This is a genomic window from Albidovulum marisflavi (assembly GCF_025751435.1).
GTDB lineage: Bacteria > Pseudomonadota > Alphaproteobacteria > Rhodobacterales > Rhodobacteraceae > Albidovulum > Albidovulum marisflavi.
Window position 1 is genome coordinate 1 of the sequence record NZ_JAOWKY010000005.1, and the last position, 25,923, is coordinate 25,923.

The 25,923-nt window shown below is 63.6% G+C and carries 28 protein-coding genes and 1 tRNA gene; 13 read left to right on the forward strand and 16 right to left on the reverse strand.

Going from position 1 to position 25,923, the window contains the following annotated elements:
• Positions 1-281: 281 nt before the first annotated feature.
• The 4 genes from OEW28_RS15835 to OEW28_RS15850 form a co-directional block, all read right to left on the reverse strand.
• Positions 282-602 carry a hypothetical protein gene (locus OEW28_RS15835; protein ID WP_263735778.1) on the reverse strand — a complete coding sequence of 107 codons (321 nt, stop codon included), beginning with the start codon at positions 600-602 and terminating at the stop codon, positions 282-284.
• A 56-nt stretch (positions 603-658) separates the two neighbouring features.
• Positions 659-928: a hypothetical protein gene (locus OEW28_RS15840; protein WP_263735779.1), complete on the reverse strand. Its 270-nt coding sequence runs from the start codon at positions 926-928 to the stop codon at positions 659-661.
• A gap of 281 nt (positions 929-1,209) precedes the next feature.
• A tRNA-Ala gene (locus OEW28_RS15845) sits at positions 1,210-1,285 on the reverse strand.
• 160 nt (positions 1,286-1,445) lie between these two features.
• Positions 1,446-1,772: a TIGR02300 family protein gene (locus tag OEW28_RS15850; protein ID WP_263735780.1), complete on the reverse strand. Its 327-nt coding sequence runs from the start codon at positions 1,770-1,772 to the stop codon at positions 1,446-1,448.
• Positions 1,773-1,930: 158 nt separating this feature from the next.
• On the opposite strand from OEW28_RS15850, the gene OEW28_RS15855 reads away from it, so the two are divergent.
• Positions 1,931-2,632, forward strand: coding sequence for a M48 family metallopeptidase (locus tag OEW28_RS15855; protein WP_263735781.1), 702 nt, complete (start codon positions 1,931-1,933; stop codon positions 2,630-2,632).
• 33 nt (positions 2,633-2,665) lie between these two features.
• The gene (locus OEW28_RS15860; RefSeq protein ID WP_318527563.1) at positions 2,666-3,316 is read left to right on the forward strand and encodes a GntR family transcriptional regulator; all 651 of its coding nucleotides are present in this window, start codon (positions 2,666-2,668) and stop codon (positions 3,314-3,316) included.
• A gap of 57 nt (positions 3,317-3,373) precedes the next feature.
• Here the strand turns inward: OEW28_RS15860 and lpdA are convergent, their stop codons facing one another.
• The 11 genes from lpdA to mdh form a co-directional block, all read right to left on the reverse strand.
• Complete coding sequence (lpdA, locus tag OEW28_RS15865) at positions 3,374-4,762, reverse strand: dihydrolipoyl dehydrogenase (protein WP_263735782.1); 1,389 nt, start codon at positions 4,760-4,762, stop codon at positions 3,374-3,376.
• On the reverse strand, positions 4,755-4,880 hold the full coding sequence (locus OEW28_RS15870; protein ID WP_263735783.1) for a hypothetical protein: 126 nt from the start codon (positions 4,878-4,880) through the stop codon (positions 4,755-4,757). Before OEW28_RS15870 ends, lpdA begins: the two co-directional genes overlap by 8 nt.
• The gene (locus OEW28_RS15875) at positions 4,877-5,878 is read right to left on the reverse strand and encodes a glycosyltransferase family 2 protein (RefSeq protein WP_263735784.1); all 1,002 of its coding nucleotides are present in this window, start codon (positions 5,876-5,878) and stop codon (positions 4,877-4,879) included. Before OEW28_RS15875 ends, OEW28_RS15870 begins: the two co-directional genes overlap by 4 nt.
• Positions 5,879-5,884: 6 nt before the next feature.
• Positions 5,885-6,280: an MAPEG family protein gene (locus tag OEW28_RS15880; RefSeq protein ID WP_263735785.1), complete on the reverse strand. Its 396-nt coding sequence runs from the start codon at positions 6,278-6,280 to the stop codon at positions 5,885-5,887.
• 28 nt (positions 6,281-6,308) lie between these two features.
• Positions 6,309-6,731: a hypothetical protein gene (locus OEW28_RS15885; RefSeq protein ID WP_263735786.1), complete on the reverse strand. Its 423-nt coding sequence runs from the start codon at positions 6,729-6,731 to the stop codon at positions 6,309-6,311.
• Positions 6,731-8,260 carry a 2-oxoglutarate dehydrogenase complex dihydrolipoyllysine-residue succinyltransferase gene (odhB, locus tag OEW28_RS15890; RefSeq protein ID WP_263735787.1) on the reverse strand — a complete coding sequence of 510 codons (1,530 nt, stop codon included), beginning with the start codon at positions 8,258-8,260 and terminating at the stop codon, positions 6,731-6,733. Before odhB ends, OEW28_RS15885 begins: the two co-directional genes overlap by 1 nt.
• A gap of 2 nt (positions 8,261-8,262) precedes the next feature.
• Entirely contained in the window at positions 8,263-11,223 is a 2,961-nt protein-coding gene (locus tag OEW28_RS15895; protein ID WP_263735788.1) for a 2-oxoglutarate dehydrogenase E1 component, read from the reverse strand.
• A gap of 67 nt (positions 11,224-11,290) precedes the next feature.
• The gene (locus OEW28_RS15900; protein WP_263735789.1) at positions 11,291-12,193 is read right to left on the reverse strand and encodes a hypothetical protein; all 903 of its coding nucleotides are present in this window, start codon (positions 12,191-12,193) and stop codon (positions 11,291-11,293) included.
• A 20-nt stretch (positions 12,194-12,213) separates the two neighbouring features.
• A complete protein-coding gene (sucD, locus tag OEW28_RS15905; RefSeq protein WP_263735790.1) occupies positions 12,214-13,098 on the reverse strand; it encodes a succinate--CoA ligase subunit alpha in 885 nt (294 codons plus the stop codon).
• Positions 13,099-13,102: 4 nt separating this feature from the next.
• Complete coding sequence (gene sucC, locus OEW28_RS15910; protein ID WP_263735791.1) at positions 13,103-14,296, reverse strand: ADP-forming succinate--CoA ligase subunit beta; 1,194 nt, start codon at positions 14,294-14,296, stop codon at positions 13,103-13,105.
• Positions 14,297-14,630: 334 nt separating this feature from the next.
• Positions 14,631-15,593: a malate dehydrogenase gene (mdh, locus tag OEW28_RS15915; RefSeq protein ID WP_263735792.1), complete on the reverse strand. Its 963-nt coding sequence runs from the start codon at positions 15,591-15,593 to the stop codon at positions 14,631-14,633.
• Between the two features lie 148 nt (positions 15,594-15,741).
• On the opposite strand from mdh, the gene OEW28_RS15920 reads away from it, so the two are divergent.
• From OEW28_RS15920 to OEW28_RS15970, 11 genes are all read left to right on the forward strand, one after another.
• The gene (locus OEW28_RS15920) at positions 15,742-16,482 is read left to right on the forward strand and encodes a sulfite exporter TauE/SafE family protein (protein WP_263735793.1); all 741 of its coding nucleotides are present in this window, start codon (positions 15,742-15,744) and stop codon (positions 16,480-16,482) included.
• Between the two features lie 136 nt (positions 16,483-16,618).
• Positions 16,619-17,482, forward strand: coding sequence for an HpcH/HpaI aldolase/citrate lyase family protein (locus tag OEW28_RS15925; RefSeq protein ID WP_263735794.1), 864 nt, complete (start codon positions 16,619-16,621; stop codon positions 17,480-17,482).
• Positions 17,483-17,516: 34 nt separating this feature from the next.
• Positions 17,517-18,074: an NnrU family protein gene (locus OEW28_RS15930; protein WP_263735795.1), complete on the forward strand. Its 558-nt coding sequence runs from the start codon at positions 17,517-17,519 to the stop codon at positions 18,072-18,074.
• A 22-nt stretch (positions 18,075-18,096) separates the two neighbouring features.
• Complete coding sequence (locus OEW28_RS15935) at positions 18,097-19,128, forward strand: MaoC family dehydratase (RefSeq protein WP_263735796.1); 1,032 nt, start codon at positions 18,097-18,099, stop codon at positions 19,126-19,128.
• Between the two features lie 264 nt (positions 19,129-19,392).
• Positions 19,393-19,776: a succinate dehydrogenase, cytochrome b556 subunit gene (sdhC, locus tag OEW28_RS15940; protein ID WP_263735797.1), complete on the forward strand. Its 384-nt coding sequence runs from the start codon at positions 19,393-19,395 to the stop codon at positions 19,774-19,776.
• A gap of 10 nt (positions 19,777-19,786) precedes the next feature.
• Positions 19,787-20,158 carry a succinate dehydrogenase, hydrophobic membrane anchor protein gene (gene sdhD, locus OEW28_RS15945; protein ID WP_263735798.1) on the forward strand — a complete coding sequence of 124 codons (372 nt, stop codon included), beginning with the start codon at positions 19,787-19,789 and terminating at the stop codon, positions 20,156-20,158.
• A gap of 9 nt (positions 20,159-20,167) precedes the next feature.
• A complete protein-coding gene (gene sdhA, locus OEW28_RS15950; RefSeq protein ID WP_263735799.1) occupies positions 20,168-21,970 on the forward strand; it encodes a succinate dehydrogenase flavoprotein subunit in 1,803 nt (600 codons plus the stop codon).
• Complete coding sequence (locus OEW28_RS15955) at positions 21,970-22,488, forward strand: hypothetical protein (RefSeq protein WP_263735800.1); 519 nt, start codon at positions 21,970-21,972, stop codon at positions 22,486-22,488. The genes sdhA and OEW28_RS15955 overlap by 1 nt, the downstream gene beginning before the upstream one ends.
• 56 nt (positions 22,489-22,544) lie before the next feature.
• Positions 22,545-22,784, forward strand: a complete 240-nt coding sequence (locus tag OEW28_RS15960) for a hypothetical protein (protein WP_263735801.1) — start codon at positions 22,545-22,547, stop codon at positions 22,782-22,784.
• 3 nt (positions 22,785-22,787) lie between these two features.
• Positions 22,788-23,564, forward strand: a complete 777-nt coding sequence (locus OEW28_RS15965) for a succinate dehydrogenase iron-sulfur subunit (RefSeq protein ID WP_263735802.1) — start codon at positions 22,788-22,790, stop codon at positions 23,562-23,564.
• Positions 23,565-23,656: 92 nt separating this feature from the next.
• The gene (locus OEW28_RS15970; RefSeq protein WP_263735803.1) at positions 23,657-24,814 is read left to right on the forward strand and encodes a WD40/YVTN/BNR-like repeat-containing protein; all 1,158 of its coding nucleotides are present in this window, start codon (positions 23,657-23,659) and stop codon (positions 24,812-24,814) included.
• 359 nt (positions 24,815-25,173) lie between these two features.
• On the opposite strand, the gene deoD is transcribed toward OEW28_RS15970, so the two are convergent.
• Positions 25,174-25,878, reverse strand: a complete 705-nt coding sequence (gene deoD, locus OEW28_RS15975) for a purine-nucleoside phosphorylase (RefSeq protein ID WP_263735804.1) — start codon at positions 25,876-25,878, stop codon at positions 25,174-25,176.
• Positions 25,879-25,923 lie beyond the last annotated feature (45 nt).

A 25,923-nucleotide genomic window follows, 5' to 3' on the forward strand; every position in this document is an offset into this window, starting at 1 on the left:
CGAGGGCATCGAGAAACCGGCGAAAGTCGTGGTGCAGCATGGGTGTCCTCCGCGTAAAAGCCGAGTGATATAGGCCCTTCTGCGAAATAACGAAGCGCACCAACACGGTTTGCGGACACCCCCTAAAAAAATCGGAGACCCGTCCGCGTGGGGGTCAAGTAGAGATTTCGGCGCGCATGATTTTCCCCCCACCCCCCCCTGCCGAAGGCACCCCCCGGTACAGAAAGACGCCCCCCCCCCTTCGCAAAGGGGGCGCCTCGGTGGACTTGGCCTTTTCACGGTCAGTGCCGGGCGAACTTCGACATATCGAAGGGGCAATTGTTGCCAGTCGCCTTTGCGTCGACTACCCGGCCTTGGCTGATCGTTAGGGTTCTGGTGCAAGAGAAGGTGTGTTGCGCGGCGTCGCCGTAGGTTCCGACGGTCTGGAAGGACTTCACCCAATCGTATTGCTTCGCACCTGCCACGGATCGCTCAGCATCCGGGTAGCCCCATTGAGAGATTGCGTCCTCAAGCGTGGCGCCGTTCCAGGTCGCCAGTGCCGCCCCGTTGTCGCCGGCCGCGCAGGCAGATAGCAGGAGGCAGAATACTGCCAGTCGTTTCATCGTCTTTCCTTTCGGGGATGGAGAAAGGCCGGGCGCTGTGGCCCGGCCCGTGTCGCTCAGAGGGTGACAGCATCGGCGCCGAGGGCTTGCCTTGCCACTGTCGCCAGCAGATCGGCGTCCCATCCGTCGAAGGCGCCGTCCAAGTCTGCCATGTGGACCTTGATGTAGAGGTCGCGCACGGATGCGGGGGGCATGTCGAAGATCCGCCGTTGAAGGGCGGTCAGGGCCTCACAGCGCTCATCGAGCAAGGCATCGGGGCAGACTTCCGGCAGGGGTGTTGCCCGCAGCGCCTTCCACTCGTTGAACAGCGCCTCAATGGGCGACACCTGCGCCGCTTCCGAGATTGCGGCAGGGGAGATGCCCGAGACCGCCGCCTAGCCCGCCAGTGGAGCCAATGCGAGCATGTCGCGCCGTGTCGTGCTGAGTTCTTTCGTCATTTCGATTCCTTTTCAATGCGCCAGAAAGCGCGATGGCCGGCAGACCTTCGCCTTGCCGAAGGATGACGAGATGATCGGAAAGTTTTCGCCTTGTGGTGGGCTGGATGGTGGGACAGCGAAAATCGCCAGAGCGTTTTTCTTGTCTTTTCATCAACTTAGGATTGGAGATTTGGTGGAGCCAAGGGGAGTCGAACCCCTGACCTCTTGAATGCCATTCAAGCGCTCTCCCAACTGAGCTATGGCCCCACCGGAGGTCCGGGCGACTGGCGCCCGTGTGAGGGGCGTATAGGCAAGGGCGCGGGGCACTGCAAGCGAAAAATCATGCCGGTGCACCGAAAAGCAAGAGGGCGCCGGCTTTCGCCCGCGCCCCCTTGGTCTGGCGTCCGAAACGTGACGGGCCAGAAGCTCAGGCGTCGTCGTCCCCGCCGCCGACATCCGCGATGTCGTCGAGCGAGACGTTGTCATCATCGTCATCTTCCAGCAGATCGTCGTCCAGATCGACGTCGCCGCTGTCTTCATCCAGATCGTCCGAGTCGAGGACGTCGAGATCGGACTCGGTTTCCTTCATGCTGGTCTTTTCGGCAATCATCGTACGTCCGCGCCCAGAGGCGAGGCTTTCGGCAGTGAAGCTGTGGCCGCACTCCGGGCAGGTCATCGGGTCGCGCTTCAGGTCATAGAAGCGGCTGGCGCAATGCGGGCAAAGGCGCTTGACGCCCCATTCATCCTTCGGCATGGAAAACTCCGTCCAGTGCACTGATCTTCGCGAGTCGCAGCCAACTGCCACAAGTGCGCGAGGGTGTCAAAGGCTTTTGGCCTTGTGGGCGCACCGTCACCTTTCGGGCTTTCACATAGTTTCGGCAAAGCTATTCTGCGGGCAAAGATCTGATCGACATGACACGCCGAATCCTTCCCGGAACGCCTCCCTTGGAAATTACGCTGCGCCGTTCGCAGCGCGCGCGGCGCTATTCGATCCGGGTTTCGCGCGTTGATGGCCGCGTCACGCTTTCGCTGCCGGCACGCGCGCCCGAGGCGGATGCCCTGGCCTTTGCCCAGGAGAAGGCCGACTGGATCCGAGCGGCTCTGCGGTCGGCGTCCCCGCGCGAAAGCGTCGGGCCGGGGAGCGTGATTCCGATCGAGGGGCAGTCCGTCGTCGTCCGACCTGCGGCAGTGCGCGCGCCCAAGCTGGTTGCCGGCGACCTTCTGGTCCCCGAGGCAGCGCGCGCCCAAACGGGGCGGCGGGTCGAGGCATTCCTGAAGCTTCTTGCGCGCGACAGGCTTGCCCTGGCCTGCGACCAGTACGCCAAGCAGCTTGGCAGGGGTTATCGGGGGCTCGCGTTGCGGGACACGCGGTCTCGCTGGGGGTCCTGTTCATCGGCGGGAGGGCTCATGTTTTCATGGCGCCTGATCCTTGCCCCTCCGCAAGTGCTTGATTACGTGGCCGCGCATGAGGTTGCCCACCTGGCCGAGATGAACCATTCACCCGCGTTCTGGCGCGTTGTCGGCTCACTTTGTCCCGACTATGCGCATCATCGGACCTGGCTGCGCAAGAACGGGCAGTCGCTTCACGCCTTTGACTTCTCAGGACAGGATTGACCTGCCCCCGTTGTTTGTGATCACGTCCGGCACATGTTGCTGCAGAACCGTCCCCCCGATCCCGGAGCCGCCACGCATGACCGGATTTACCGGAGCTTGCGCCAGCAGATCATGCATGGCGAACTTCCGCCCGGGCAGGCCCTTACCGTGCGCGGTCTGGCCAAGGCGCATGGCGTTTCCATGACCCCCGCGCGCGAGGCGCTCAGGCGCCTGGCGGCCGAAGGCGCGCTGACACTGTCATCATCGGGCAGGGTGACCACGCCCGATCTGACCAACGAACGACTTGAGGAGTTGGCGACGCTGCGGGCCCTGATCGAAACGGAACTTGCCAGCCGCGCGCTGCCTCGGGCGCATTTCGCGCTGATCGAACGGTTGCAGACGATCAACATGGCCAATGCAGAAGCCGCTGTGAAGCGTGATGCGGTCGGCTACATCCGGACCAACCTGGAATTTCACCGCACGCTGTATCTGCGCGCTCAGGCGCCCGCCATGCTTGCTATCGCCGAAACCGTCTGGCTTCAGCTTGGCCCGACCATGCGCGCAGTCTATTCGCGAATCGTCAGGTCCGAACCGCCGCAGCATCACCGCATGATCATCGCCGCATTGAAGGCGGGTGACGAACCCGCGTTGCGCCTGGCGGTGCGGGCCGACGTGACGCAGGGGTTGCGCCACCTGATAACCTGACCCTTCCCGGCCAGTCACGGGCGACCCGAACTGTTCGGGCCGCCCGCGAATCGGGGATCAGGAGTGAATCGGGCCGTCGCCGCAGGCAAGCGCAGCCTCGCGCACCGCTTCCGAGAATGTCGGGTGGGCATGGCAAGTCAGTGCGATATCCTGGGCCGAGGCGCCGAATTCCATCGCGACGCAGATTTCATGGATCAGATCGCCAGCGGCGGGTCCGATGATGTGGGCGCCCAGCACGCGATCCGTTTCCGCATCGGCAAGGAGTTTGACGAAGCCATCGCCCTGGAACACGGCCTTCGCGCGGCCGTTGCCCATGAAGGAAAACTTGCCGACCTTGTAGCCGCGGCCTTCCTCTTTCAGCTGTTCCTCGGTCTTACCGACGCTGGCCACCTCTGGGGCGGTGTAGATCACGCCCGGGATCACCCCATAGTTCACATGGCCGTGCTTGCCCGCGATGACCTCGGCTACAGCCATGCCTTCGTCCTCGGCCTTGTGCGCAAGCATCGGGCCCGAGATGGCATCACCGATGGCGTAGATGCCGCTGACGCTGGTTTGCCAGTGCGTATCGGTCTTGATCTGTCCGCGCTTCTCGATTTCGACGCCAAGCGCTTCAAGCCCAAGGCCGTCCGTGTAGGGCTTGCGCCCCGTCGCAACCAGAACGCAGTCGGCCTCAAGCGTCGCCTCGCTGTCATCCTTGCGCAGCTTGTAGGTCACGCTGGCTTTGCCCTTCTTCACCTCCGCATTCTGAACGGCGGCGCCCATCACGAAATCAAGCCCCTGGCGCTTCAGCAGACGCTGGAAGGTCTTCTGAACCTCGCCGTCCATGCCGGGTGTGATCGCCTCAAGATACTCGACCACCGTCACCTTCGTGCCCAGCCGCGCATAGACCGATCCCAGTTCCAGCCCGATCACGCCAGCGCCGATCACCACCATGGTTTCCGGCACCTTCGGCAGCGCGAGCGCGCCCGTCGACGTCACGATGACCTTTTCGTCGACCTCGACGCCCGGAAGCGAAGAGGGTTCCGATCCCGAGGCGATGACGATGTTCTTGGCCTTGTGCACCTCGTCGCCGACCTTGACCTGGCCCTGCGCGGGGATTGAGCCCCAGCCCTTCAGCCAGGTGATCTTGTTCTTCTTGAACAGGAATTCGATGCCTTTGGTGTTCTGGCCGATGACGTCGTCCTTGTAGGCCAGCATCTTCGACCAGTCGACTTTCGGTGCGGCCCCAACGAGGCCCATCTTGGCGAAGTTGTGTTCCGCCTCGTGCAGTGAATGGCTCGCGTGCAAAAGTGCCTTGGACGGGATGCAGCCCACGTTCAGGCATGTGCCGCCCAGCGTGTCGCGGCCTTCCACGACCGCGGTCTTCAGACCCAGTTGGGCGCAGCGAATGGCGCAGACATAGCCGCCGGGACCGGCGCCGATGACGATGACGTCGAACTCAGCCATGAGTTCCTCCTTGGTGTTCAATGTGTAGGGCAAGCGCCGGCAATTCCTCCGCGACGCGCGAAACGGACTTGCCGGCGGGTGATAAAATGGCGCGGGTGGCGGGATCGGACGGCTTCATGCCAGCTCCTTCGCTTCGCGGGTCCACAGGGCACGGTTTTCCGGCGTCAGGATTGCCGCACGCCGATCAATAAACCATTCATGGCACCGCTTCTCCAGCGCGGCCGTGTCCGCGTCGGCGCGAAGTTCGGCCAGCCGTGTTGCGGTGTCCGGCCAGTGGCGCAGGATCGCGCGGTCTTCGACCTCGTTCCGGTTGGCAAGCGTGTGCCAGTTGCCGCCCAGCACATACTTGACGCCTGCGGGCTTGGCCTGGCCGCAGCCGCGATCGTTCTTCATCAGGAACAGGTCTTCGGACTTGATCGCGTAGTGGTTGATCCGGGCCGCACGGGCGCTGCAAGCGCGTTCATCGGGGCGAAAGCGCGAAGACCTGGCGTTGTAGAGCGTACGGTTCATCAAGGGCTTGCCGTCCGGCGTGACGACAAGCGGGTCATCGATCAGAGGATCAAGCGGATTGTGGTCGGTCGCGCGGGCGAAGCTGGCCAGGCGGAACAGGCACTTGAACCGGGTGACTCCGGGGATCGGGCCAAATTCGGCGTGTGTGTTGGCCTCAAGGACATTCGTGCCGGGCTGCCAGTCGGTCAGGCCGGCGTCGCCGAACATACGCCAGGGCAGGGCCACCACGTCCGCGCCGCGCGCATTCGGCATCAGGTCTGCGATCTTGCCCTCACCCACCTCGATCAGCAGAAACTCATCGCTGTCGATATGAAGAACCCATGTCACGCTCTGCTGGCGCAGATGCTCCATCGCAAGCGTCATGCCCTGATCCTGCGGTGGCGTTCCCGCGGGCACGGTCTGGCGGATGTGGGTAAGCAATCCCCGCGCCTGGAGCCGGTCCAGCAACAGGTCCGACCCGTCAGTGCAATCGTTGGTGACGACGACGATGTGATCGAGCCCCAGAGCCCGATGGTAGGCCAGCCACTCAAGCAGAAACAGTCCTTCGTTGCGCATGCAGGAAACGAGCGCGACCGTGTCGGACCGGTGGTGGGCGTCGTGGGACATTCGGGGTCAGACTGCCATCAGCACGATGATGTAAAGCACTATGGTTGCGGCGAAGCCGGCAAGCCAGATCGCCGTGCGGACCCCGGTTAGGCCAAGCGCATAGGCCGGGACGTAAAGGATGCGGGCGATCAGGAATATCTGGGCCGCGATGAGGGTCGAGGAGGAAAACGCGCCCACTTGGCCAAGGCTCAAGATCGCCGGCGCGAACAGCACCATGGCCGTTGTCGAGTTCGTCAGCGCCCGGTCAAGTCGCGCCGTGATGCCCTTGAGTTCGCGCTTTTCATCGCGCGCCGACATCAGGTAGCCGATGCCAAGCTGGCTGGTCGCGCCGGAAACCTTCAGAAACACGAGAAGGCAAACAAGAAGAGCGTAAAGGGCGAGGATGTTCAGTTCGCTGGACATGGCAGGGTCCTTTCAGGGGCGGTTGGTGCTACTGCACCACACGATAGCTCTTTCTGAGCCATGAGAAACACCCAACGCCTACCAGAACAACACATGCCCACGAAACCAGCCTACCTGAGGAGAGGAACAGGAAGCTCGTATCGCCAGCACGAGTGACGGCAGCGGTGGCTAGGACCCCGCGCAGCGTCGGCAGAAAGTCGACGATGGCCCAAAGGCTTGCAACGATCCCCAATGTCCAGATACCGGGGTGCCATTGCTTCTTCATGACAACCAGGCCGATGCAAAGAACGACGATCCAAGGCGCGAGGGTGCCTGCTGCATAGATCAAGAGCGTGTTTCCCGAACCTTCCTCAAGCGAAGGCAAAGACCAAATGGCTGCAGCACTTATCCATAGAACCATCAGCAGACGTTCTGCCAACAGGCCCCAAAGGCCGATTTTCGTCAACGTCATCAGATATCCATCAGCAGCCGCCGCGGGTCCTCCAGCGCCTCTTTCACCCGCACCAGGAACGTCACCGCGCCCTTGCCGTCGACGATCCGGTGGTCATAGGACAGCGCCAGGTACATCATCGGGCGGATCACGATCTGGCCGCCGACGACGACGGGGCGATCCTGGATCTTGTGCATGCCAAGAATGCCGGACTGCGGCGGGTTGAGGATCGGCGAGGACATCAGCGATCCATAGACGCCGCCGTTCGAAATGGTGAAGCTGCCGCCCTGCATCTCGGCCATCGACAGCTTGCCGTCGCGGGCGCGGAGGCCCAGTTCGCCGATCTTCTTCTCGATCGCAGCAAAGCTCATCTGATCGGCGTCGCGCACCACCGGGACGACAAGGCCGGTCGGCGTGCCGACCGCAACGCCCATATGGACGTAGTTCTTGTAGACGATGTCGCCGCCGTCGATTTCGGCGTTGACCTCGGGCACTTCCTTCAGCGCGTGGCAGCAGGCCTTTACGAAGAAGGACATGAAGCCCATCTTGACGCCGTGCTTCTTCTCGAACTGGTCCTTGTAGGCGTTGCGAAGCTCCATGATCGCGGACATGTCGACCTCATTGTAGGTCGTGAGCATCGCGGCGGTGTTCTGGGCGTCCTTCAGGCGGCGTGCGATAGTGGCGCGAAGGCGCGTCATCTTGACCCGTTCCTCGCGAGACGCATCTTCCGCCGGAACCGGCGCGCGGGGCGCCGCAGCGGGCGCGGGCACGGCAGAGGCGACGGCTGGGGCAGCTTCGGCCCTTCCAGCGACGGCGCGGGCCACGTCCTCCTTCATGATCCGGCCATCCTTGCCGGTGCCGGTCACGTCCGAGGGGGCAAGGCCAGCCTCGGCCATAGCCTTCTTCGCGGCGGGCGCATCCTCGACGTCGGCGCGACCGGCGGTCGCCGCAGAGGCGGCGGGCTTGGCGGCTTGCTCGGTGGCCGGGGCAGGGGCTGCGGAGCTCGCGCCTTCGCCAACCACGGCAAGGCGGGCCTTGGCATCAACCGTCGTGCCTTCGGGCGCGAGGATCTCGGTCAGGACGCCCGCGACGGGCGAGGGGACCTCGACCGAAACCTTGTCGGTCTCCAACTCGCAGAGCATCTCGTCCACCGCCACGGAATCGCCCACCTTCTTGAACCAGGTGGAAACGGTCGCCTCGGTCACGCTTTCGCCCAGCGTCGGCACCATCACGTCGGTCATATTGCCCTCTTCGGCTTTCGGCGCGGCCTTGGGCGCCGGTTGTTGGTTTGTTGCGGTCGGGGCAGCGTCGGCACCCGCGGTGATCTGTGCAAGCAGGGCGTTGACGCCCACCGTCGTGCCCTCGGGCGCGACGATTTCCTCCAGGCGGCCTGCGGCAGGGGCGGGAACCTCCACCGTGACCTTGTCGGTTTCAAGTTCGCAAAGCATCTCGTCGACGGCGACCTGGTCGCCCGGCTTCTTGAACCAGGTGGCAACCGTCGCTTCGGACACGCTTTCGCCCAAAGTGGGTACGCGTACTTCTATTGCCATGCTCAGGCCCCCATCGTCAGCGCTTCGTCGACAAGCGCGTCTTGTTCTGCCTTGTGGCGCGAAGCGAGGCCCGTCGCCGGCGAGGCAGAGGCCGTGCGGCCGACGTAACGGGCACGCTTGTGCTTGGCGCCGATCCGGTCAAGCACCCATTCAAGGTTTGGTTCCACGAAGGTCCAGCCGCCCTGGTTCTTGGGCTCTTCCTGACACCAGATGACCTCCGCCCCCTTGAAGCGCGTGAGTTCCTGCGTCAGCGACTGCGCCGGGAACGGATAGAACTGTTCCAGACGCATCAGATAGACGTCGTCAATGCCGCGCTTGTCGCGCTCTGCCAGCAGGTCGAAGTAGACCTTGCCCGAACAGATCACGACGCGGCGGATCTTCTTGTCGGCCACCAGCTTCGTCTCGGAATGGCCTTTCTGCGCGTCGTCCCAAAGGACACGGTGGAAGGTCGAACCGGTAACGAAATCCTCGGCGTCAGACACGCAGAGCGGATGGCGCAGAAGCGACTTGGGCGTCATCAGGATCAGCGGCTTGCGGAAGGTCCGGTGAATCTGGCGGCGCAGGATGTGGAAGTAGTTCGCCGGCGTCGAGCAGTTGGCGACGATCCAGTTGTCCTGCGCGCACTGCTGAAGGAAGCGTTCAACGCGGCCCGACGAATGTTCGGGACCCTGCCCCTCGAAACCGTGCGGCAGAAGGCAGACAAGGCCCGACATGCGCAGCCACTTGGATTCGCCCGACGAGATGAACTGGTCGAACATGATCTGCGCGCCGTTGGCGAAGTCACCGAACTGCGCTTCCCACATCACCAGCGCGTTCGGTTCGGCCAGCGAATAGCCGTACTCGAACCCGAGCACCGCGTATTCCGACAGCATCGAGTCGATGACTTCGTAGCGCGCCTGGCCCGACCTGATGTGGTTGAGCGGATAGTGCCGCTCTTCCGTCGTCTGGTCGACGAAGGCGGAATGCCGCTGGCTGAACGTCCCGCGGGTGCAGTCCTGTCCGGCAAGTCGGACCGGGTAGCCTTCGGTCATCAAGGAACCAAACGCGATGGCTTCGGCAGTTGCCCAGTCAAAGCCCTGTCCGGTCTTGAACATGTGCGCCTTGGCTTCAAGCTGGCGGGCGACCGTCTTGTGGATGTCGAAACCCTCGGGCACGCGCGTCAGCGCCGTCCCGATCTCGGCTAGCGTCTTCTTGGTGATCGCGGTCTTGCCGGGGCTGTACTCGGCCCCCTCGCGGTCAAGATGCGACCAGCGCCCGTCCAGCCAGTCAGCCTTGTTCGGCTTGAACGTCTTGCCGGTTTCGAATTCCTCGTTCAGCTGAGCCTGGAACGCGGCCTTCATGTCCTCGATCTCACCCTCGGGGATCAGGCCGTCCTTGACCAGGCGCTCGGTGTAGATCTGCAGCGTGGTTTTGTGGGTCTTGATCGTCTTGTACATCGCCGGGTTGGTGAACATCGGCTCGTCGCCTTCGTTGTGACCGAAGCGGCGATAGCAGAACATGTCGATGACCACGTCCTTGCCGAACTTCTGGCGGAACTCGATCGCGACCTTTGCTGCGTGGACAACGGCCTCCGGGTCGTCGCCGTTCACGTGGAAGATCGGCGCTTCCACCATGAGAGCGATATCGGTCGGGTAGGGCGACGAACGCGAGAAATGCGGCGCTGTGGTGAAGCCGATCTGGTTGTTTACGACGATGTGCATCGTGCCGCCGGTGCGATGTCCGCGCAGGCCGGACAGGCCGAAGCATTCCGCGACCACGCCCTGACCCGCGAAGGCCGCGTCGCCGTGCAGCAGGATCGGCAGAACCGCGCGCCGCTCGGTGTCGTTCAACTGGTCCTGCTTGGCGCGGACCTTGCCGAGCACCACGGGGTTCACGGCCTCCAGGTGGCTGGGGTTCGCGGTCAGCGACAGGTGCACCGTGTTGCCGTCAAAGGTCCGGTCCGACGATGCGCCAAGGTGGTATTTCACGTCGCCCGAACCATCGACGTCCTCGGGCTTGAAACTGCCGCCCTGGAACTCGTTGAAGATCGCGCGGTAGGGCTTGGCCATCACGTTGGCCAGAACCGACAGGCGGCCGCGGTGCGGCATGCCGATCACGATTTCCTTGAGGCCAAGGCTGCCGCCCCGCTTGATGATCTGCTCCATCGCGGGGATAAGCGCCTCGCCACCGTCAAGGCCGAAGCGCTTGGTGCCCATGTACTTGACGTGCAGGAACTTTTCGAAGCCCTCGGCCTCGACAAGCTTGTTCAGGATCGCGCGGCGCCCTTCACGTGTGAAGGTGATCTCCTTGCCGTAGCCCTCGATCCGCTCCTTCAGCCAAGCTGCCTGTTCCGGGTCGGAGATGTGCATGTACTGCAGCGCGAAGGTTCCGCAGTATGTGCGCTTCACGATGTCCAGGATCTGGCGCATCGACGCGTGTTCCAGGCCCAGGACCTTGTCGATGAAGATCGGCCGGTCCATGTCGGCCTCGGTGAAGCCGTAGGACTTGGGGTCAAGCTCCGGGTGCGGGGTTTCGGCGCGCATGCCCAGCGGGTCGAGATCGGCAACCAGGTGGCCTCGGATCCGGTAGGCGCGGATGATCATCAGCGCGCGGATGGAATCCAGGACGGCGCGCTTGATCTGGTCATCCGACAGCGCGACGCCGGCTTCCGCCGCCTTGGCGCGGATCTTGTCGCCGGCGCCCTTCATTTCCTTCGCCGCGATCGGCCATTCGCCGGTCAGTGCGGCGGTCAGGTCGTCGGCAGGCTGCGGCGGCCAGTCCGGCCTGTCCCACGACGCGCCGCGGGCTTCCTTCCGGACGTCGTTTTCCGCATCGCCGAGCGAGCGGAAGAACGCCGCCCAGGTCGAATCGACGGATCCCGGGTCATTGGCGAAGCGGGCGTAAAGCTGTTCGACGTATTCGGCATTCGCGCCTTGCAGGAAGGACGATGCGTGGAACTGGTCGTTCTGGGGATGATCGGTCATGTTGTTGCCTTTCAGGCGAAGATCGGCACTAGGGCGTTCAAGCAGTAGATTTCGAATGCCGGAATTATCACTGACTTCGCTCCTGGTTCACGATGGCCTCCAGCATTGCCTGGTCCGCAGCGGGCCACTCCAGGAGACGCTTTTGTAAGCCCTTTTGTGCCAAACGGAGGTGATTACGAGCAACTGCGGCACTGAGTAACTCGTACATATATCTGTCGCTTGACCGGCGTCGTCGGAAAGACCTGTAGAAATCCGAGCGATTGAGTTCACCCTTTAGTGCGCTGACCGCCGTCGGTCGCAGAAGTTGCATGGAAGCGAACATGGACATGAACGGGTGTGTGAGCCAAGGGCACCCGAGCAGTACGGCATTCTCGCCTTCCATTCGCAGTGCGTGGAGTTTGTCCTGCAACACCATCGGATCATAAAACACATAGACCTTCTGGGCGTTTGCGGCGCCTTGCTTCCCGTCTATGTAGGGGCCGCTCCAATCTCCCAGGCTGCGACCGGGCTCGAACCTGCGCTCAAACGGAACCACATCCGGCGAAAGTGAAGTTTGAGGGTTGAATGTGACCACTATGGGGTCTGGGAAAAGGCTGGCGAAGGTCAGTGCGCCGTAGCCCCCCATCGAGTTTCCGTAGAGGCTGAAATGATCATACTGATCAAGCAACGGGCCGCTGCAAAGGTCTTCCAGGGCAGCGAAAAGAGCGGGGCAGCGATACCAGTTCTGCTTGGTGGACATCACTCCCAGAAGCCCCCAGCCCTGCGAACGTATCAAGGCATCGCCCCACGGACGTCTGGGATTGCTGCCGTTGATCGAGGCTCGATTGTCAAACGCTACGACCAGTCTTTCTTTGCCGGGAACATGAACGATGACGTGCGAGGGCAGCACGATGTACTGCCCCCCGGCTTCCAAGACCTCCCTTCGTATATCGTCGAAACGAAGGAACATATCCGCGTTTGTCTGGTGCATGTCAGCGCTTGTCGACTGTGTTAACCATCAATGGCCTTAAGCACCGCTTCGCCCAGCGTGGCCGGGCTGTCGGCGACGATGATTCCGGCGGAGCGCATCGCTTCGATCTTCGATTCCGCGTCGCCCTTGCCGCCGGCGACGATCGCGCCGGCGTGGCCCATGCGGCGGCCCTTGGGCGCGGTGCGACCGGCGATGAAGCCCGCGACGGGCTTCTTGCGACCTCGCTTCGCCTCATCCTTCAGGAACTGCGCGGCCTCTTCCTCGGCGCTGCCGCCGATCTCGCCGATCATGATGATCGACTGGGTTTCGTCATCGGCAAGGAACCATTCCAGCACGTCGATATGCTCCGTGCCCTTGATCGGGTCGCCGCCGATGCCGACGCAGGTCGACTGGCCGAGGCCTACGTCGGTCGTCTGCTTGACGGCCTCGTAGGTCAGCGTGCCCGAACGCGACACGACGCCGACCGAACCGCGCTGGTGAATGTGGCCGGGCATGATGCCGATCTTGCAGGCGCCGGGCGTGATGACGCCGGGGCAGTTCGGGCCGATCAGGCGGGATTTCGACCCTTGCAGCGCGCGCTTCACCTTCATCATGTCAAGGACGGGGATGCCCTCGGTGATGCAGACGATCAGCTCCATCTCGGCGTCGATCGCCTCAAGGATCGAATCCGCCGCGAAGGGGGGCGGGACGTAGATCGCGGTGGCGTTGGCCTCGGTCGCGGCCTTGGCTTCGTGGACAGAGTTGAAGACCGGCAGGCCCAGGTGTTCGGTCCCGCCCTTGCCCGGCGTCACGCCGCCGACCATCTTGGTCCCGTAGGCGATGGCCTGTTCAGAGTGGAAGGTGCCCTGCGAGCCGGTGAAGCCCTGGCAGATGACCTTGGTGTTTTCGTTGACGAGTACGGCCATTGTATTACCCCTTCACCGCTTTCACGATCTTCTGCGCCGCGTCCGACAGGTTGTCGGCAGCGATCACGTTCAGGCCGCTTTCGTTGATGATCTTCTTGCCCAGGTCGACGTTCGTGCCCTCAAGCCGCACCACCAGCGGCACCTGCAGGCCGACTTCCTTCACGGCCGCGATCACGCCCTCGGCGATGATGTCGCAGCGCATGATGCCGCCGAAGATGTTGACCAGGATGCCTTTGACGTTCGGGTCAGAGGTGATGATCTTGAACGCCTCGGTCACCTTTTCCTTGGTCGCGCCGCCGCCCACGTCCAGGAAGTTGGCGGGCTCGGCGCCGTAAAGCTTGATGATGTCCATCGTCGCCATGGCAAGGCCCGCGCCGTTGACCATGCAGCCGATCTCGCCATCCAGCGCGATATAGTTCAGGTCGAACTTCGACGCGGCAAGTTCCTTCGGGTCCTCCTCGGTCTCGTCGCGCAGTGCGGCGATGTCGGGATGGCGGTAGATGGCGTTGCCGTCGAAGCCCATCTTGGCGTCCAGGCACTTGAGGTTGCCCTCGGTCGTGATGACCAGCGGGTTGATCTCAAGCATCTCCATGTCCTTGTCGACGAAGAGCTTGTAGAGCGTCTTGATCAGCGCGACGCACTGCTTGACCTGCGCGCCCTGAAGGCCAAGCGCGAAGGCGACGCGGCGGCCGTGGAAATCCGACAGGCCCGAGGCGGGATCGACCGAGAACGACAGGATCTTTTCCGGGGTCTTCGCGGCGACTTCCTCGATGTCCATGCCGCCCTCGGTCGAGCAGACGAAGGAAATGCGGCTGGTTTGGCGGTCGACGAGCAGCGCAAGGTAGAATTCCTTCGCGATGTCCGAACCGTCCTCGATGTAGATGCGGTTGACCTGCTTGCCGGAGGGTCCGGTCTGGTGGGTGACAAGCGTGCGGCCCAGCATCTTGCGGGCCTCGGTCGCGGCTTCCTCGACCGAGCGGGCAAGGCGGACGCCGCCCTTTTCGCCAGCCTCGGCTTCCTTGAAGTGGCCCTTGCCGCGGCCACCGGCGTGGATCTGCGCCTTCACGACCCAAAGCGGGCCGTCAAGTTCGCCCGCGGCCGTCTTTGCCTCTTCTGCGCGAAGGACGGCGCGGCCGTCGGACACCGGGGCGCCGTAGCTGCGAAGAAGGGCTTTGGCCTGGTATTCATGGATGTTCATGAGACTGTCCCGTGCTGGTGCGGTTTCGCAGGCTCATGACATAGGCGCGCGGTCCTTCAAAACGATAAATGCTTGGAAAGCGTCAAACTGGCGAAATAGGTGAAATTTGTGATCACACGTTGAAAGCGCGTGATCACAAATCACCATCGCCCTTGTTTGCCGAGGATTCACGGGATTCGCGGCGGTGCACGGCGACCCCGAACTGCGGGCGTTCGCGTTCCAGGGCGGAGGGTCAGCGCTGTGACCGGGTGGTGGCGCGGCGCTTGAAAAAGAAAACGCGCCACGAACGGTGGCGCGTTTCCAAAGGTGACGTATCGTCCCCTGCCGAAAAGCCTCAGGCGAGCGACGGGTCGATCGACTTGCACGCGTCCACGAGACCGTTCACCGCGGCGACGGACTTGTCGAACATCGCCTGTTCGTCCTTGTTCAGCTTGATGTCGACGACGCGTTCGATGCCGCCGGCGCCGATGATCGTGGGCACGCCGACATACATGCCCTTGAGCCCGAGAGCGCCGTCGACGTAGGCCGCGCAGGGCAGAAGGCGCTTCTGGTCCTTCAGGTAGGCCTCTGCCATCTCGATCGCCGAGGTGGCTGGCGCGTAGAAGGCCGAACCGGTCTTCAGCAGGCCGACGATCTCGGCCCCGCCGTCGCGGGTGCGCTGGACGATCGCGTCCATGCGTTCCTGCGTGGTCCAGCCCATGTCGATCAGGTCGGGCAGCGGGATGCCACCGACCGTCGAATAACGGACAAGCGGGACCATCGTGTCGCCATGCCCGCCCAGCACGAAGGCGGTGACGTCGCGCATCGAGACGTTGAACTCGAGGCTCAGGAAGTGGCGGAAGCGGGCCGAATCAAGCACACCGGCCATGCCGACGACCTTGTTGTGCGGCAGGCCCGAAAATTCGCGCAGAGCCCAGACCATCGCGTCAAGCGGGTTGGTGATGCAGATCACGAAGGCGTTCGGCGCATGGGCCTTGATGCCCTCGCCAACCGATTTCATGACCTTCAGGTTGATGCCCAGAAGGTCATCGCGGCTCATGCCCGGCTTGCGCGGTACGCCCGCGGTCACGATGCAAACGTCCGCACCGGCGATATCTTCGTAGGAATTCGTGCCCTTGAAGGAGCCGTCGAACCCCTCCGACGGCCCGCTTTCAGCGATGTCGAGCGCCTTGCCCTGAGGCGTGCCCTCGGCGATGTCGAAAAGGACAACGTCCCCAAGTTCCTTGATCGCGGCAAGATGGGCGAGTGTCCCGCCGATCTGTCCCGCGCCGATGAGCGCGATCTTCGGTCTGGCCATGATTGGTCTCCGGCTCCAGTGGAATGACGCGGCCTTGGGTAGCGGCAAGTTGCCCTTCGCGCAAGCCCGCTGCGGCGCGGCATGAATCTTCGGCTTTCTCGGGAGCGGCACGATTGGTAGGAAAACGGCATGGCCGCAGGAGAGAGGCGTGGAGGGAATCGGGTTCTGGGTTCTGGCGATCGCCGCATCCTGTTTCGTCGGCTTGTCCAAGGGCGGGTTGCCAGCGATCGGAATGCTGGGGGTGCCGGTCATGGCGCTGGCGATCTCTCCGATCACGGCGGCCGGCTTGCTGCTGCCGGTCTATGTCGTGTCCGACATGTTCGGCCTCTGGGCCTATAGAAGGAACGTCGACCGCAGGGTTCTGGCGATTCTGGCTCCATCGGCGACCCTTGGCATAGCCTTGGGCTGGGCTACTGCGGCTATTGTGCCGGAACGAGCCGTAACGGGGCTGGTCGGGGGGATCGGCGCCGCGTTCGCGCTGAACCTCATCCTGCGCGGGACGCCGGTCGGTGCCGCGCGTCCGGCGCGGGTGGCACCGGGGCTGTTCTGGGGAACGCTGACCGGTTTCACCAGTTTCGTCAGCCATGGCGGGGCGCCGCCCTACCAGGTCTACGTCCTGCCCCTGAAGCTTGAGAAGATGGTATTCGCGGGCACCTCAACGGTTCTGTTCGCCTACGTCAACGCAGCCAAGCTGATTCCCTACTGGGCGCTCGGGCAGCTCTCGCTGACCAACCTCAAGGTCGCTGCCTTCCTGATGCTGCCCGCGTCGCTGGCTGTGCTTGCAGGCGTCCGCCTGGTGCGGGTGCTTCCTGCGGACCTGTTCTTTCGCTTCGTGATCTGGGCGCTTCTGCTCATATCCACGAAACTCCTATGGGACGCCGTCGCCTGAAAAGCCCGGCTTCAAGGTCGCAATCCCGCGGTCCGGCCCCTGATCTTCCGAAAAATTTCTGCAATGCGGCATTTCTGGGGTTGAAGAATGTGCCGAAATCGGCATCCCTGACGCAAGATTCTTGCGAGGTGCTGCAATGGCTCGTACGAGCGATCCGCGTGGGCGTCCGATGCGCTCGGTGCTTTACATCCCCGGTTCAAGGGAGCGCGCCTTGCAAAAGTCGCGCGAACTGCCGGCCGACGCAATCATCTTCGACCTCGAAGATGCGGTCGCGGCTGACGAAAAGGACAATGCGAGGGACCTGCTGGCGCGCGTCCTGGCCGAGGGCGGTTTCGGCGCGCGCCTGCGGATCGTACGCATCAATGGCCTCGATACCCGCTGGGGCCGCGAAGACGCTGCCGCGTTCGCCAAGGCTGCGGCCGATGCGGTGCTGGTTCCCAAGGTGGGATCGCCCGCCGATCTGGACGCGGTCGCCGAACTCGTGCCGAACCTGCCGCTGTGGGCCATGATGGAGACACCGCAGGGCATCCTGAATGCGGCCGCCATCGCCGCGCATCCACGCCTGGAAGGCATGGTGATGGGCACGAACGATCTGGCCAAGGAGCTTTCGGCCCGCGTTCGCCCAGGGCGGGCAGAGCTTCTGACAGGATTGCAGATGTGCCTTCTGGCGGCCCGCGCGAACGGACTTGCGATCATCGACGGGGTGTTCAACGCATTCAAGGATGCCGAAGGCTTGGCGGCCGAGTGTGAACAGGGCCGGGACATGGGCTTTGACGGCAAGACGCTGATCCACCCGGCCCAGATAGACATCGCCAACAACGCTTTCGCGCCATCCAACGCCGAGATCGAGTTGGCTCGCCGCCAGATCGCGGCCTTCCAGGAGGCGTCAAGCGCCGGCCAGGGGGTCGCCGTGGTCGATGGCCGCATCGTCGAGAACCTGCACGTCGCCTCGGCGCGGGAGCTTCTGGCGCGTGCCGAGGCGATTGCGGCGGCGGAATAGACACAGGCATGCTTGGTCCAGCAGGAGGTTCGACGTGAATATTCTGATCCTCGGTCTCGTTCTCTGGATCCTGCCCCATCTTTTCAAGCGCATCGCGCCCGGCCTCCGTGCGAGGATGGGAAACGCGCCGGGCAAGATGCTGGTCACTGTCCTGTCGCTGGCCGCGATCGCGCTGATGGTCATTGGCTATCGCCGGGCTGAGTTCGTCCCCCTGTACATGCCCGCTGCCGGTATGGGGCACCTGAACAACCTGCTGATGCTGGTCGCCATCTTCCTGATGGGGGTCGGCCATTCGCGCGGCGTTCTTCGGGCTCGGATCCGCCACCCGATGCTGACTGGCGTTTTGATCTGGGCGGTCGCGCACCTCCTGGTCAACGGGGATATGGCTTCGGTCGTCCTGTTTGGCGGGTTGGGCGGCTGGGCGATCGCGGCAATGCTGCTGATCAACGCGCGGCAGACCTGGCAGCGCCCCGAGCCGGGCACGATCCGCGGCGACGCCATCAACCTTGCGGTTACGCTGGTCCTCTGCGCGATCATCGCGGGCATTCACATCTGGCTTGGGGTCAATCCCTTCGCGGGAACCTATGGCTGAGCATAGACAAGGGGACAGGGCGATGAAGACCAATCCGGGCCGGTTTTTCGAGGACTACACGCTGGGTGAGGTGATTTCGCATGCCGTTCCGCGCACCCTGTCGGGCGGTGAAAGGGCGGCCTACCACGCGCTTTATCCGGCTCGCCACGCGCTGCATTCGTCGGACGAATTCGCACGCGCCTGCGGATTGCCTGCAGCGCCCTTTGACGATCTGGTCGCCTTTCACACGGTTTTCGGCAAGACGGTTCCCGACATCTCGTTGAACGCGGTGGCCAATCTTGGCTACGCCGAAGGGCGCTGGCTGAAGCCGGTCTGGCCGGGTGACACGATCAGGTCCGAAAGCACCGTGATCGGTCTGAAGCAGAATTCCAACGGCCGGTCCGGTGTCGTCTACGTGCGCACGCGGGGCCTGAACCAGAGCGGGGAGCCCGTGCTGGAGTACGTTCGGTGGGTCATGGTACGCAAGCGCGACCTTGACGTCCCTGCGCCAGCGCCGGTTGTTCCGGAACTGAAAGATTTCGTACCCGCATCCTCGATTTCGGTGCCCGAAGGGTTGGATTTCTCCAATTACGATTTCACGCTTGCCGGGGAACCCCATCGCTGGGGCGACTACGCCGTGGGTGAGAGGATTGACCATGTCGATGGCGTGACGGTCGAAGAGGCAGAGCACATGCTGGCAACGCGCCTGTGGCAAAACACGGCCAAGGTGCACTTTGACCGGACGCAGCGCGAGGATGGCAAGCGTCTCATCTACGGCGGCCATGTGATCTCGCTCGCGCGGGCGCTCAGCTTCAACGGGCTCGCGAACGCGCAGATGATCGTCGCGCTGAACGCGGGCGCGCATGCCAATCCCTGTTTTGCGGGTGACACGGTCCGCGCCTGGTCGGAGGTGCTGGACAAGGCCGAAACCGGCGCGCCGGGTGTCGGTGCGCTCCGGCTCAGGCTGGTGGCGGTCAAGGACGGCGCTGCGCCCTTCACGCTGAAGGACGAGGCGGGAAAATACAGCCCCGAGGTTCTGCTGGACCTCGACTACTGGGCCCTGATGCCACTCTGAGGTGACGGCGCGCACCATGGCAGGGCAAGCCTGCCCCTGCCGCCGTGCCGGTGCGAGACTCGGTCGCCCCCGCGCCCGGCGCATGATCGGCCGGTGTGGTGGCAATGATGTGATCACACATTTTAATTGCGTGATCACAAAACGAAAAAACTGCGAGCGTTGGCGCTAAAGATTGGCATTTTCGGCGAAGTCCGGCGTGACTTGACGGATTTTTGCGGTATTCATGACGCAGCATTCGCGCGACGCAATCCGAAAGGACCGACCATGGCAGACGTGAACCGGGGCAATCGGCCGCTTTCCCCGCACCTTCAGATCTATCGCTGGCAGGTGCCGATGCTGACTTCGATCCTGACGCGGGTCACGGGCAATGCGCTGATCGTTGCCACCGCGCTGATCGTTTGGTGGCTTCTGGCCGCAGCCACGAGCGCGGAATACTTCGCAATTGCTGACGGGGTCGTGCGCTCTTGGTTCGGGAAGCTGATCTTCCTGGGGTCGATCTGGGCGATCTGGTACCATTTCCTGGCCGGGCTTCGTCACCTTTACTACGACAGCGGGCGCGGGCTCGACATTCCCACGGCGGAAAAGCTGGGCTGGGCCTGCATCATCGGTTCGGTCGTGCTGACCGTGATCACAGTCATCATTCTCTGAGGGGGCGGCGATGAGATATCTGACCGACCGCAAGCGCGCTGCGGGCCTTGGCTCCGCGAAAAGCGGCACGGAACACTTCTGGCACATGCAGGTCTCGTCCGTTGGGCTCGCGATCCTGGTGCCGCTGTTCATCTTCACCTTCGGCTGCATCCTGGGCGCGCCCTATGAAGAGGTCGTGGCCTACTACGGCCGCCCATTCCCGGCGATCGTCGCGGGGCTGACCCTGGTCGTCGGGCTGACCCACTTCAAGAATGGCGCGCAGGTCATGATCGAGGATTACGCCCACGGGTTCGCGCGCAAGGCGCTGGTCGCCGGTACGATCTGCCTTTCCTATGCGCTGATGGCCACCGGCCTTTTCGCGCTGATCCGGCTCGCGCTCTGAGGAATGACCATGACTGCTTATCCTTATGAAGTTCACGAATACGATGTCGTCGTCGTGGGGGCCGGCGGTGCGGGGCTGCGCGCGACGCTGGGCATGGCGGAACAGGGGCTCCGCACAGCCTGCGTGACCAAGGTCTTCCCCACGCGCTCGCACACGGTTGCGGCACAGGGCGGCATTGCCGCGAGCCTTGGCAATATGGGGCCGGACAGCTGGCAATGGCACATGTACGACACCGTCAAGGGGTCGGACTGGCTGGGTGACACGGACGCGATGGAATACCTCGCGCGTGAAGCTCCGAAGGCGGTTTATGAGTTGGAGCACTACGGCGTTCCGTTCAGCCGGACCGAACAGGGCAAGATCTATCAGCGTCCCTTCGGTGGCCACACCACCGAGTTCGGCGAAGGGCCCCCGGTGCAGCGCACCTGCGCGGCGGCCGACCGTACCGGCCACGCGATCCTGCACACGCTTTACGGCCAGTCGCTGAAGCAGAAGGCAGAGTTCTTCATCGAATACTTCGCCCTCGATCTGATCATCACCGACGGTGCCTGTACCGGCGTGGTGTGCTGGAAGCTCGATGACGGCACCATGCATGTCTTCAACGCCAAGATGGTCGTCCTGGCGACGGGTGGCTACGGCCGCGCGTATTTCTCGGCAACTTCGGCGCACACCTGCACCGGCGATGGCGGCGGCATGGTGGCGCGCGCGGGTCTGCCGCTTCAGGACATGGAGTTCGTGCAGTTCCACCCGACCGGCATCTATGGATCCGGCTGCCTGATCACCGAGGGTGCCCGGGGCGAGGGCGGGTATCTGACCAACTCGGAAGGCGAGCGGTTCATGGAACGCTATGCGCCGACCTACAAGGACCTTGCGTCGCGTGACGTGGTGTCGCGCTGCATGACGATCGAGATCCGCGAAGGCCGCGGCGTGGGCGAGGCCAAGGATCACATCCACCTGCACCTGAACCACCTGCCGCCCGAAACCCTGCACGAACGTCTGCCGGGGATCAGCGAGTCGGCCAAGATCTTTGCCGGCGTCGACGTCACCAAGGAGCCAATCCCGGTGCTCCCGACCGTCCACTACAATATGGGCGGCATCCCCACGAACTACTGGGGTGAGGTGCTGAACCCCACGGCGGACAATCCCGACAACGTCTTCCCCGGCCTCATGGCCGTGGGCGAGGCGGGCTGCGCTTCCGTCCACGGGGCGAACCGTCTGGGGTCGAACAGCCTGATCGATCTGGTCGTGTTCGGCCGCGCGGCGGCGATTCGCGCGGGCCAGATCGTGAACCCCGACGCCGCCAACGCCCCGGTGAACAAGGCCGAAGTGGATCGGGCGCTTTCGCGCTTTGATGGGCTGCGTCATGCCAAAGGTGGCGTGCCGACCGCCGAATTGCGCCTTGAGATGCAGAAGACGATGCAGGCCGACGCGGCCGTCTTCCGCACCGACAAGACCCTGGCCGAGGGCGTGGAAAAGATGGGCAAGGTCGCGGCCAAGCTGGACGACCTGAACGTCACCGACCGCAGCCTGATCTGGAACTCCGACCTGATGGAGACGCTTGAGCTGACCAACCTGATGCCGAACGCTCTGGCCACGATCGTGGCGGCGGAGGCGCGGAAGGAAAGCCGGGGCGCCCATGCGCACGAAGATTACCCGAACCGTGACGACGCGAACTGGCGCAAGCATTCGCTGGCGCGGGTCGATGGCGCTCAGGTCACGCTGGACTATCGCGCGGTGCACCTTGACCCCCTGACGACCGAGGACGAGGGGGGAATTGACCTGAAGAAGATCGCGCCGAAGGCGAGGGTGTATTGATGGCCGGACGGGCCATAGCAGCCGCTGCGCTGGCCTTGGCGCTGGTGGCCTGCGCCGAGGCGCCGATGCCTGGCGGGCCGATCGCGCTGTGCAGCGCGCAATCGGGTCTGACGCTGCGCGCGGCCAAAGCCCAGATGGCCGGCATGGACGGCCCCGTCGCCGCAACGGCCGAAGAGTCCCGCCAGATCAACGCCTGCCTGGTTGGCGCGGGCGCGCCCGCATTGCAGCGCGAGGTGACGGTATCCGTTCCGACACCCGAGCGTGAAGGCGCTTCGGTCCTGAGCGAGGGCGCGGGATACTACGGATCAAGCCTGGTCGAGGTGACGATCGCACCTGCCGACGCGGCACCGGCGTCCTACGTCAAGCCTGCTGCCGGGAAGCTGCCCTTGCCGGAAAGCTACCCGCTCTTGCCCGGCGACGCCGAATTGTGGGCGACATTGACGCGCGAGCAGCAGGAACGTGCGCTGCTGTTCCTTCAGGACGGGTCCACGATCCGCGCCAGCCTGAGGTCGGACTGATGAGGATCGCGCCGTTTCTTCTTGCGACGCCCATAGTGCTTGCGGCTTGTGGCCCGATGTCGGTCGAACGGGCGGAAGATGCCTGTTTCGAACGCGCCAGGCTGGCTGCGGGGCCGCGCGGGTTCGTCGCCGTCGGCGCGGGTTCGGGCGGGGCCGGTACGAAAGCCAGGTTGTCCATTTCCTCGGACTACGTGCTCGGCCGCGACCCGTCTGCGCTTTACGACGCATGTGTCTACCAGAAATCCGGCCAGCCACCGCGCCAGCCGCTTTACACCCGCCGAGATTGGAAGGGATAAGTCATGGTCCAGTTCACGCTACCGAAGAATTCGACGATCCGGGTCGGCAAGACCTGGCCGAAGCCCGAGGGCAAGAACATCCGCAAATTCCAGATCTACCGCTGGGACCCGGACACCGGCGAGAACCCGCGGGTGGACACCTATTTTCTTGATATGGACAAATGCGGCCCGATGGTTCTGGACGCGCTGATCAAGATCAAGAACGAGATCGATCCGACGCTGACCTTCCGCCGCTCCTGCCGCGAGGGCATCTGCGGATCCTGCGCGATGAACATCGACGGGCGCAACACGCTGGCCTGCATCTTCGGGCTGGATGAAGTGAAGGGAGACGTGAAGATCTATCCGCTGCCGCACATGCCGGTGGTGAAGGACCTGATCCCGGACCTGACGCATTTCTACGCCCAGCACGCTTCGATCATGCCTTGGCTTGAAACAAAGACGAACCGCCCCGCGAAGGAATGGCGCCAGTCGATAGAGGATCGCAAGAAACTGGACGGGCTCTATGAATGCGTCATGTGTGCGTCGTGTTCGACTGCGTGTCCAAGCTACTGGTGGAACGGCGACCGCTATCTTGGGCCGGCCGCATTGCTGCACGCCTATCGGTGGATCATCGATTCCCGCGACGAGGCGACAGGCGAGCGGCTGGATCAGCTTGAGGATCCCTTCAAGCTTTACCGCTGCCACACGATCATGAACTGCGCCAAGACCTGCCCCAAGGGGCTGAACCCCGCAAAGGCGATTGCCGAGATCAAGAAAATGATGGTCGAGCGGGTGGTGTGAGCGGCGGAGGATCGCCTCTGGCCTTGAACGGCCGCTAGGCCGTTTCCCGACGCCATGCTAGCCTGTCCCTGCGCAATCAGGGAGAGGCAGAAATGTCCGGGAGCATCACGCTTCTCGTCGGCACGACGAAGGGGCTTTTCCTCGTCGAGGGGGGCAACGACCGCACCGGCTGGTCGGTCTCAGGTCCCCATTGCGACGGCTGGCCGATCAACCACGCCGTGGGCGATGCCGACACCGGCACGATCTGGGCGGGCGGTGGCGGGGACTGGCACGGCGCAGGCGTCTGGCGGTCGGAGGATGGCGGGCAAAGCTGGGAGCTCAGCAAGCTGACCGCAGGCCAGATGGACGAATGGGCGGCCAACGACGCCGACTTCGCGGCGATGATCGGCTGGACCGACGCCGAACCGCCTTTTGCCAAGGACTTTGCGCAGGTCTGGTCCTTGGGGCGGGGGCACGGTACGCTTTATGCCGGAACCAAGCCCGCCAGCTTGATCGCAAGCACGGACGGCGGACAAAGCTGGGCGAAGGTCGAGGGGTTGTCGAACCACCCCTCGGCCGGAAGCTGGCAGCCGGGGGCGGCCGGGCTTGTCCTTCACACGATCGTCTTCGACCCCGACAAGGCCAGCAAGATCTGGATTGCAATATCGGCTGCGGGGGTGTTCGCGACCGAGGATGGCGGCGCGACTTGGGAACGTCGCAACCGGCTGTCGAACGCCGAGGCCTGCCTTCACCACGATCACCCCGCAGCCCCGCGGGACGGGGAGACCGGGCACTGCGTCCACAACATGATGCGCGCGCCCGGGGATGGCGATGTTCTCTATCAACAGAATCATCACGGGGTCTGGCGCAGTGCCGATGGCGGGCGCAGCTGGGACGATATCACCCCCGGCTTGCCCTCGACCTTCGGATTCCCGATCCGTGTCCATCCGCGCGACCCGGATACGATCTGGACGCTGCCTTTGAACGGCGACATGGCTGGGCGCTTCCCGCCCGATGCATCCTGTGCCGTCTGGCGGTCGCGCGATGCCGGAAAGACCTGGCAGGCGATGCGCGTTGGCCTGCCTCAGAAGGGTTGCTTCTTTACCGTGTTGAGGCAGGCGATGGCGGGGGATACGCGCGATCCGGCTGGCATCTACTTCGGCACGAACAGCGGATCTGTCTTCGCCAGCTTTGACGAAGGCGACAGCTGGGCCGAGATCGCCCGGCATCTTCCCACCATTCTGTCGGTTGAGACATTGGAACATGCGTGATCCAGATGTCCATCCGCATCCCGAGGATCCAAGGCAGACCGCGTAGTGTCGATTGCAGGTTCGATCCGCGATAGCTGGAGGCGCAGCAAACCGCACTTCAAGCGGCTGCTGGTCCGGGCGAACCGGCTGATTCCGCCTGGACTCCGGCTCCTTCTTGGGGTTGTCCTGATCATTGGCGGCATCTTCGGATTTCTGCCGATCCTGGGCTTCTGGATGATCCCGCTCGGTGCAGGGCTTGTATGGCTGGACATACGGGCGCTACGGCGGATTGGGCGATCCAAGGGGCGCGACAATCGGCGCTAGGTCGATTGCCGGCCAAGCGTCGTGATTCCGGACGCTGGCCGCCCGCGTCCGGGGCCTCAGGCGAAGGCGGCTTCTAGCGCGATTTCGATCATGTCCCCGAAGCTCCGCTCGCGATCCGCGGCCGGAAGCGCCTCGTGCGTGATCAGGTGGTCCGAAATCGTCAGAACCGCCAACGCCCGCGCGCCGAGGCGTGCGGCCACGGTATATAGCTCTGCCGCTTCCATCTCGACACAGAGTGTGCCGTGACGCGCCAGCATCTCGTTCAGGTCAGGCCGCTCGTCATAGAAGACATCAGCGGAATAGATCCCGCCCACGTGCGTCGGCGCACCCTTTGCCCGCGCGGCAGCCACCGCCTTTTCCAGCAGTCCGTAATCCGCGCAGGGTGCGAACTGCATCTCTCTGAAATAGCCGCGAGAGGGCGTTGAAAGGGTCGAGGCGGTCATCGCAATCACGATGTCGCGGATCCGCACACGTTCAAGCATAGCGCCAGCAGATCCGATGCGGATCAGGGTCCTTGCGCCGTATTCTCGGATCAGCTCGTTTGCGTAGATCGAAAGCGATGGCATCCCCATGCCCGATCCATGGATCGTCACGCGGTTGCCCTTCCATGTGCCGGTGTAACCCAGCATGCCGCGAACCTCGTTCACGCAGATCGGGTTTTCCAGGAAAGTCTCTGCCGCCCATTTGGCGCGACGGGGATCGCCAGGCATCAGGACCGTTTCCGCGATGTCGCCGGGCTTCGCGCCGATATGAGGGGTCATGGCTCGCCTTCCGCTTGAGTATCAAGCCATCCTAGCGCCGGGTGC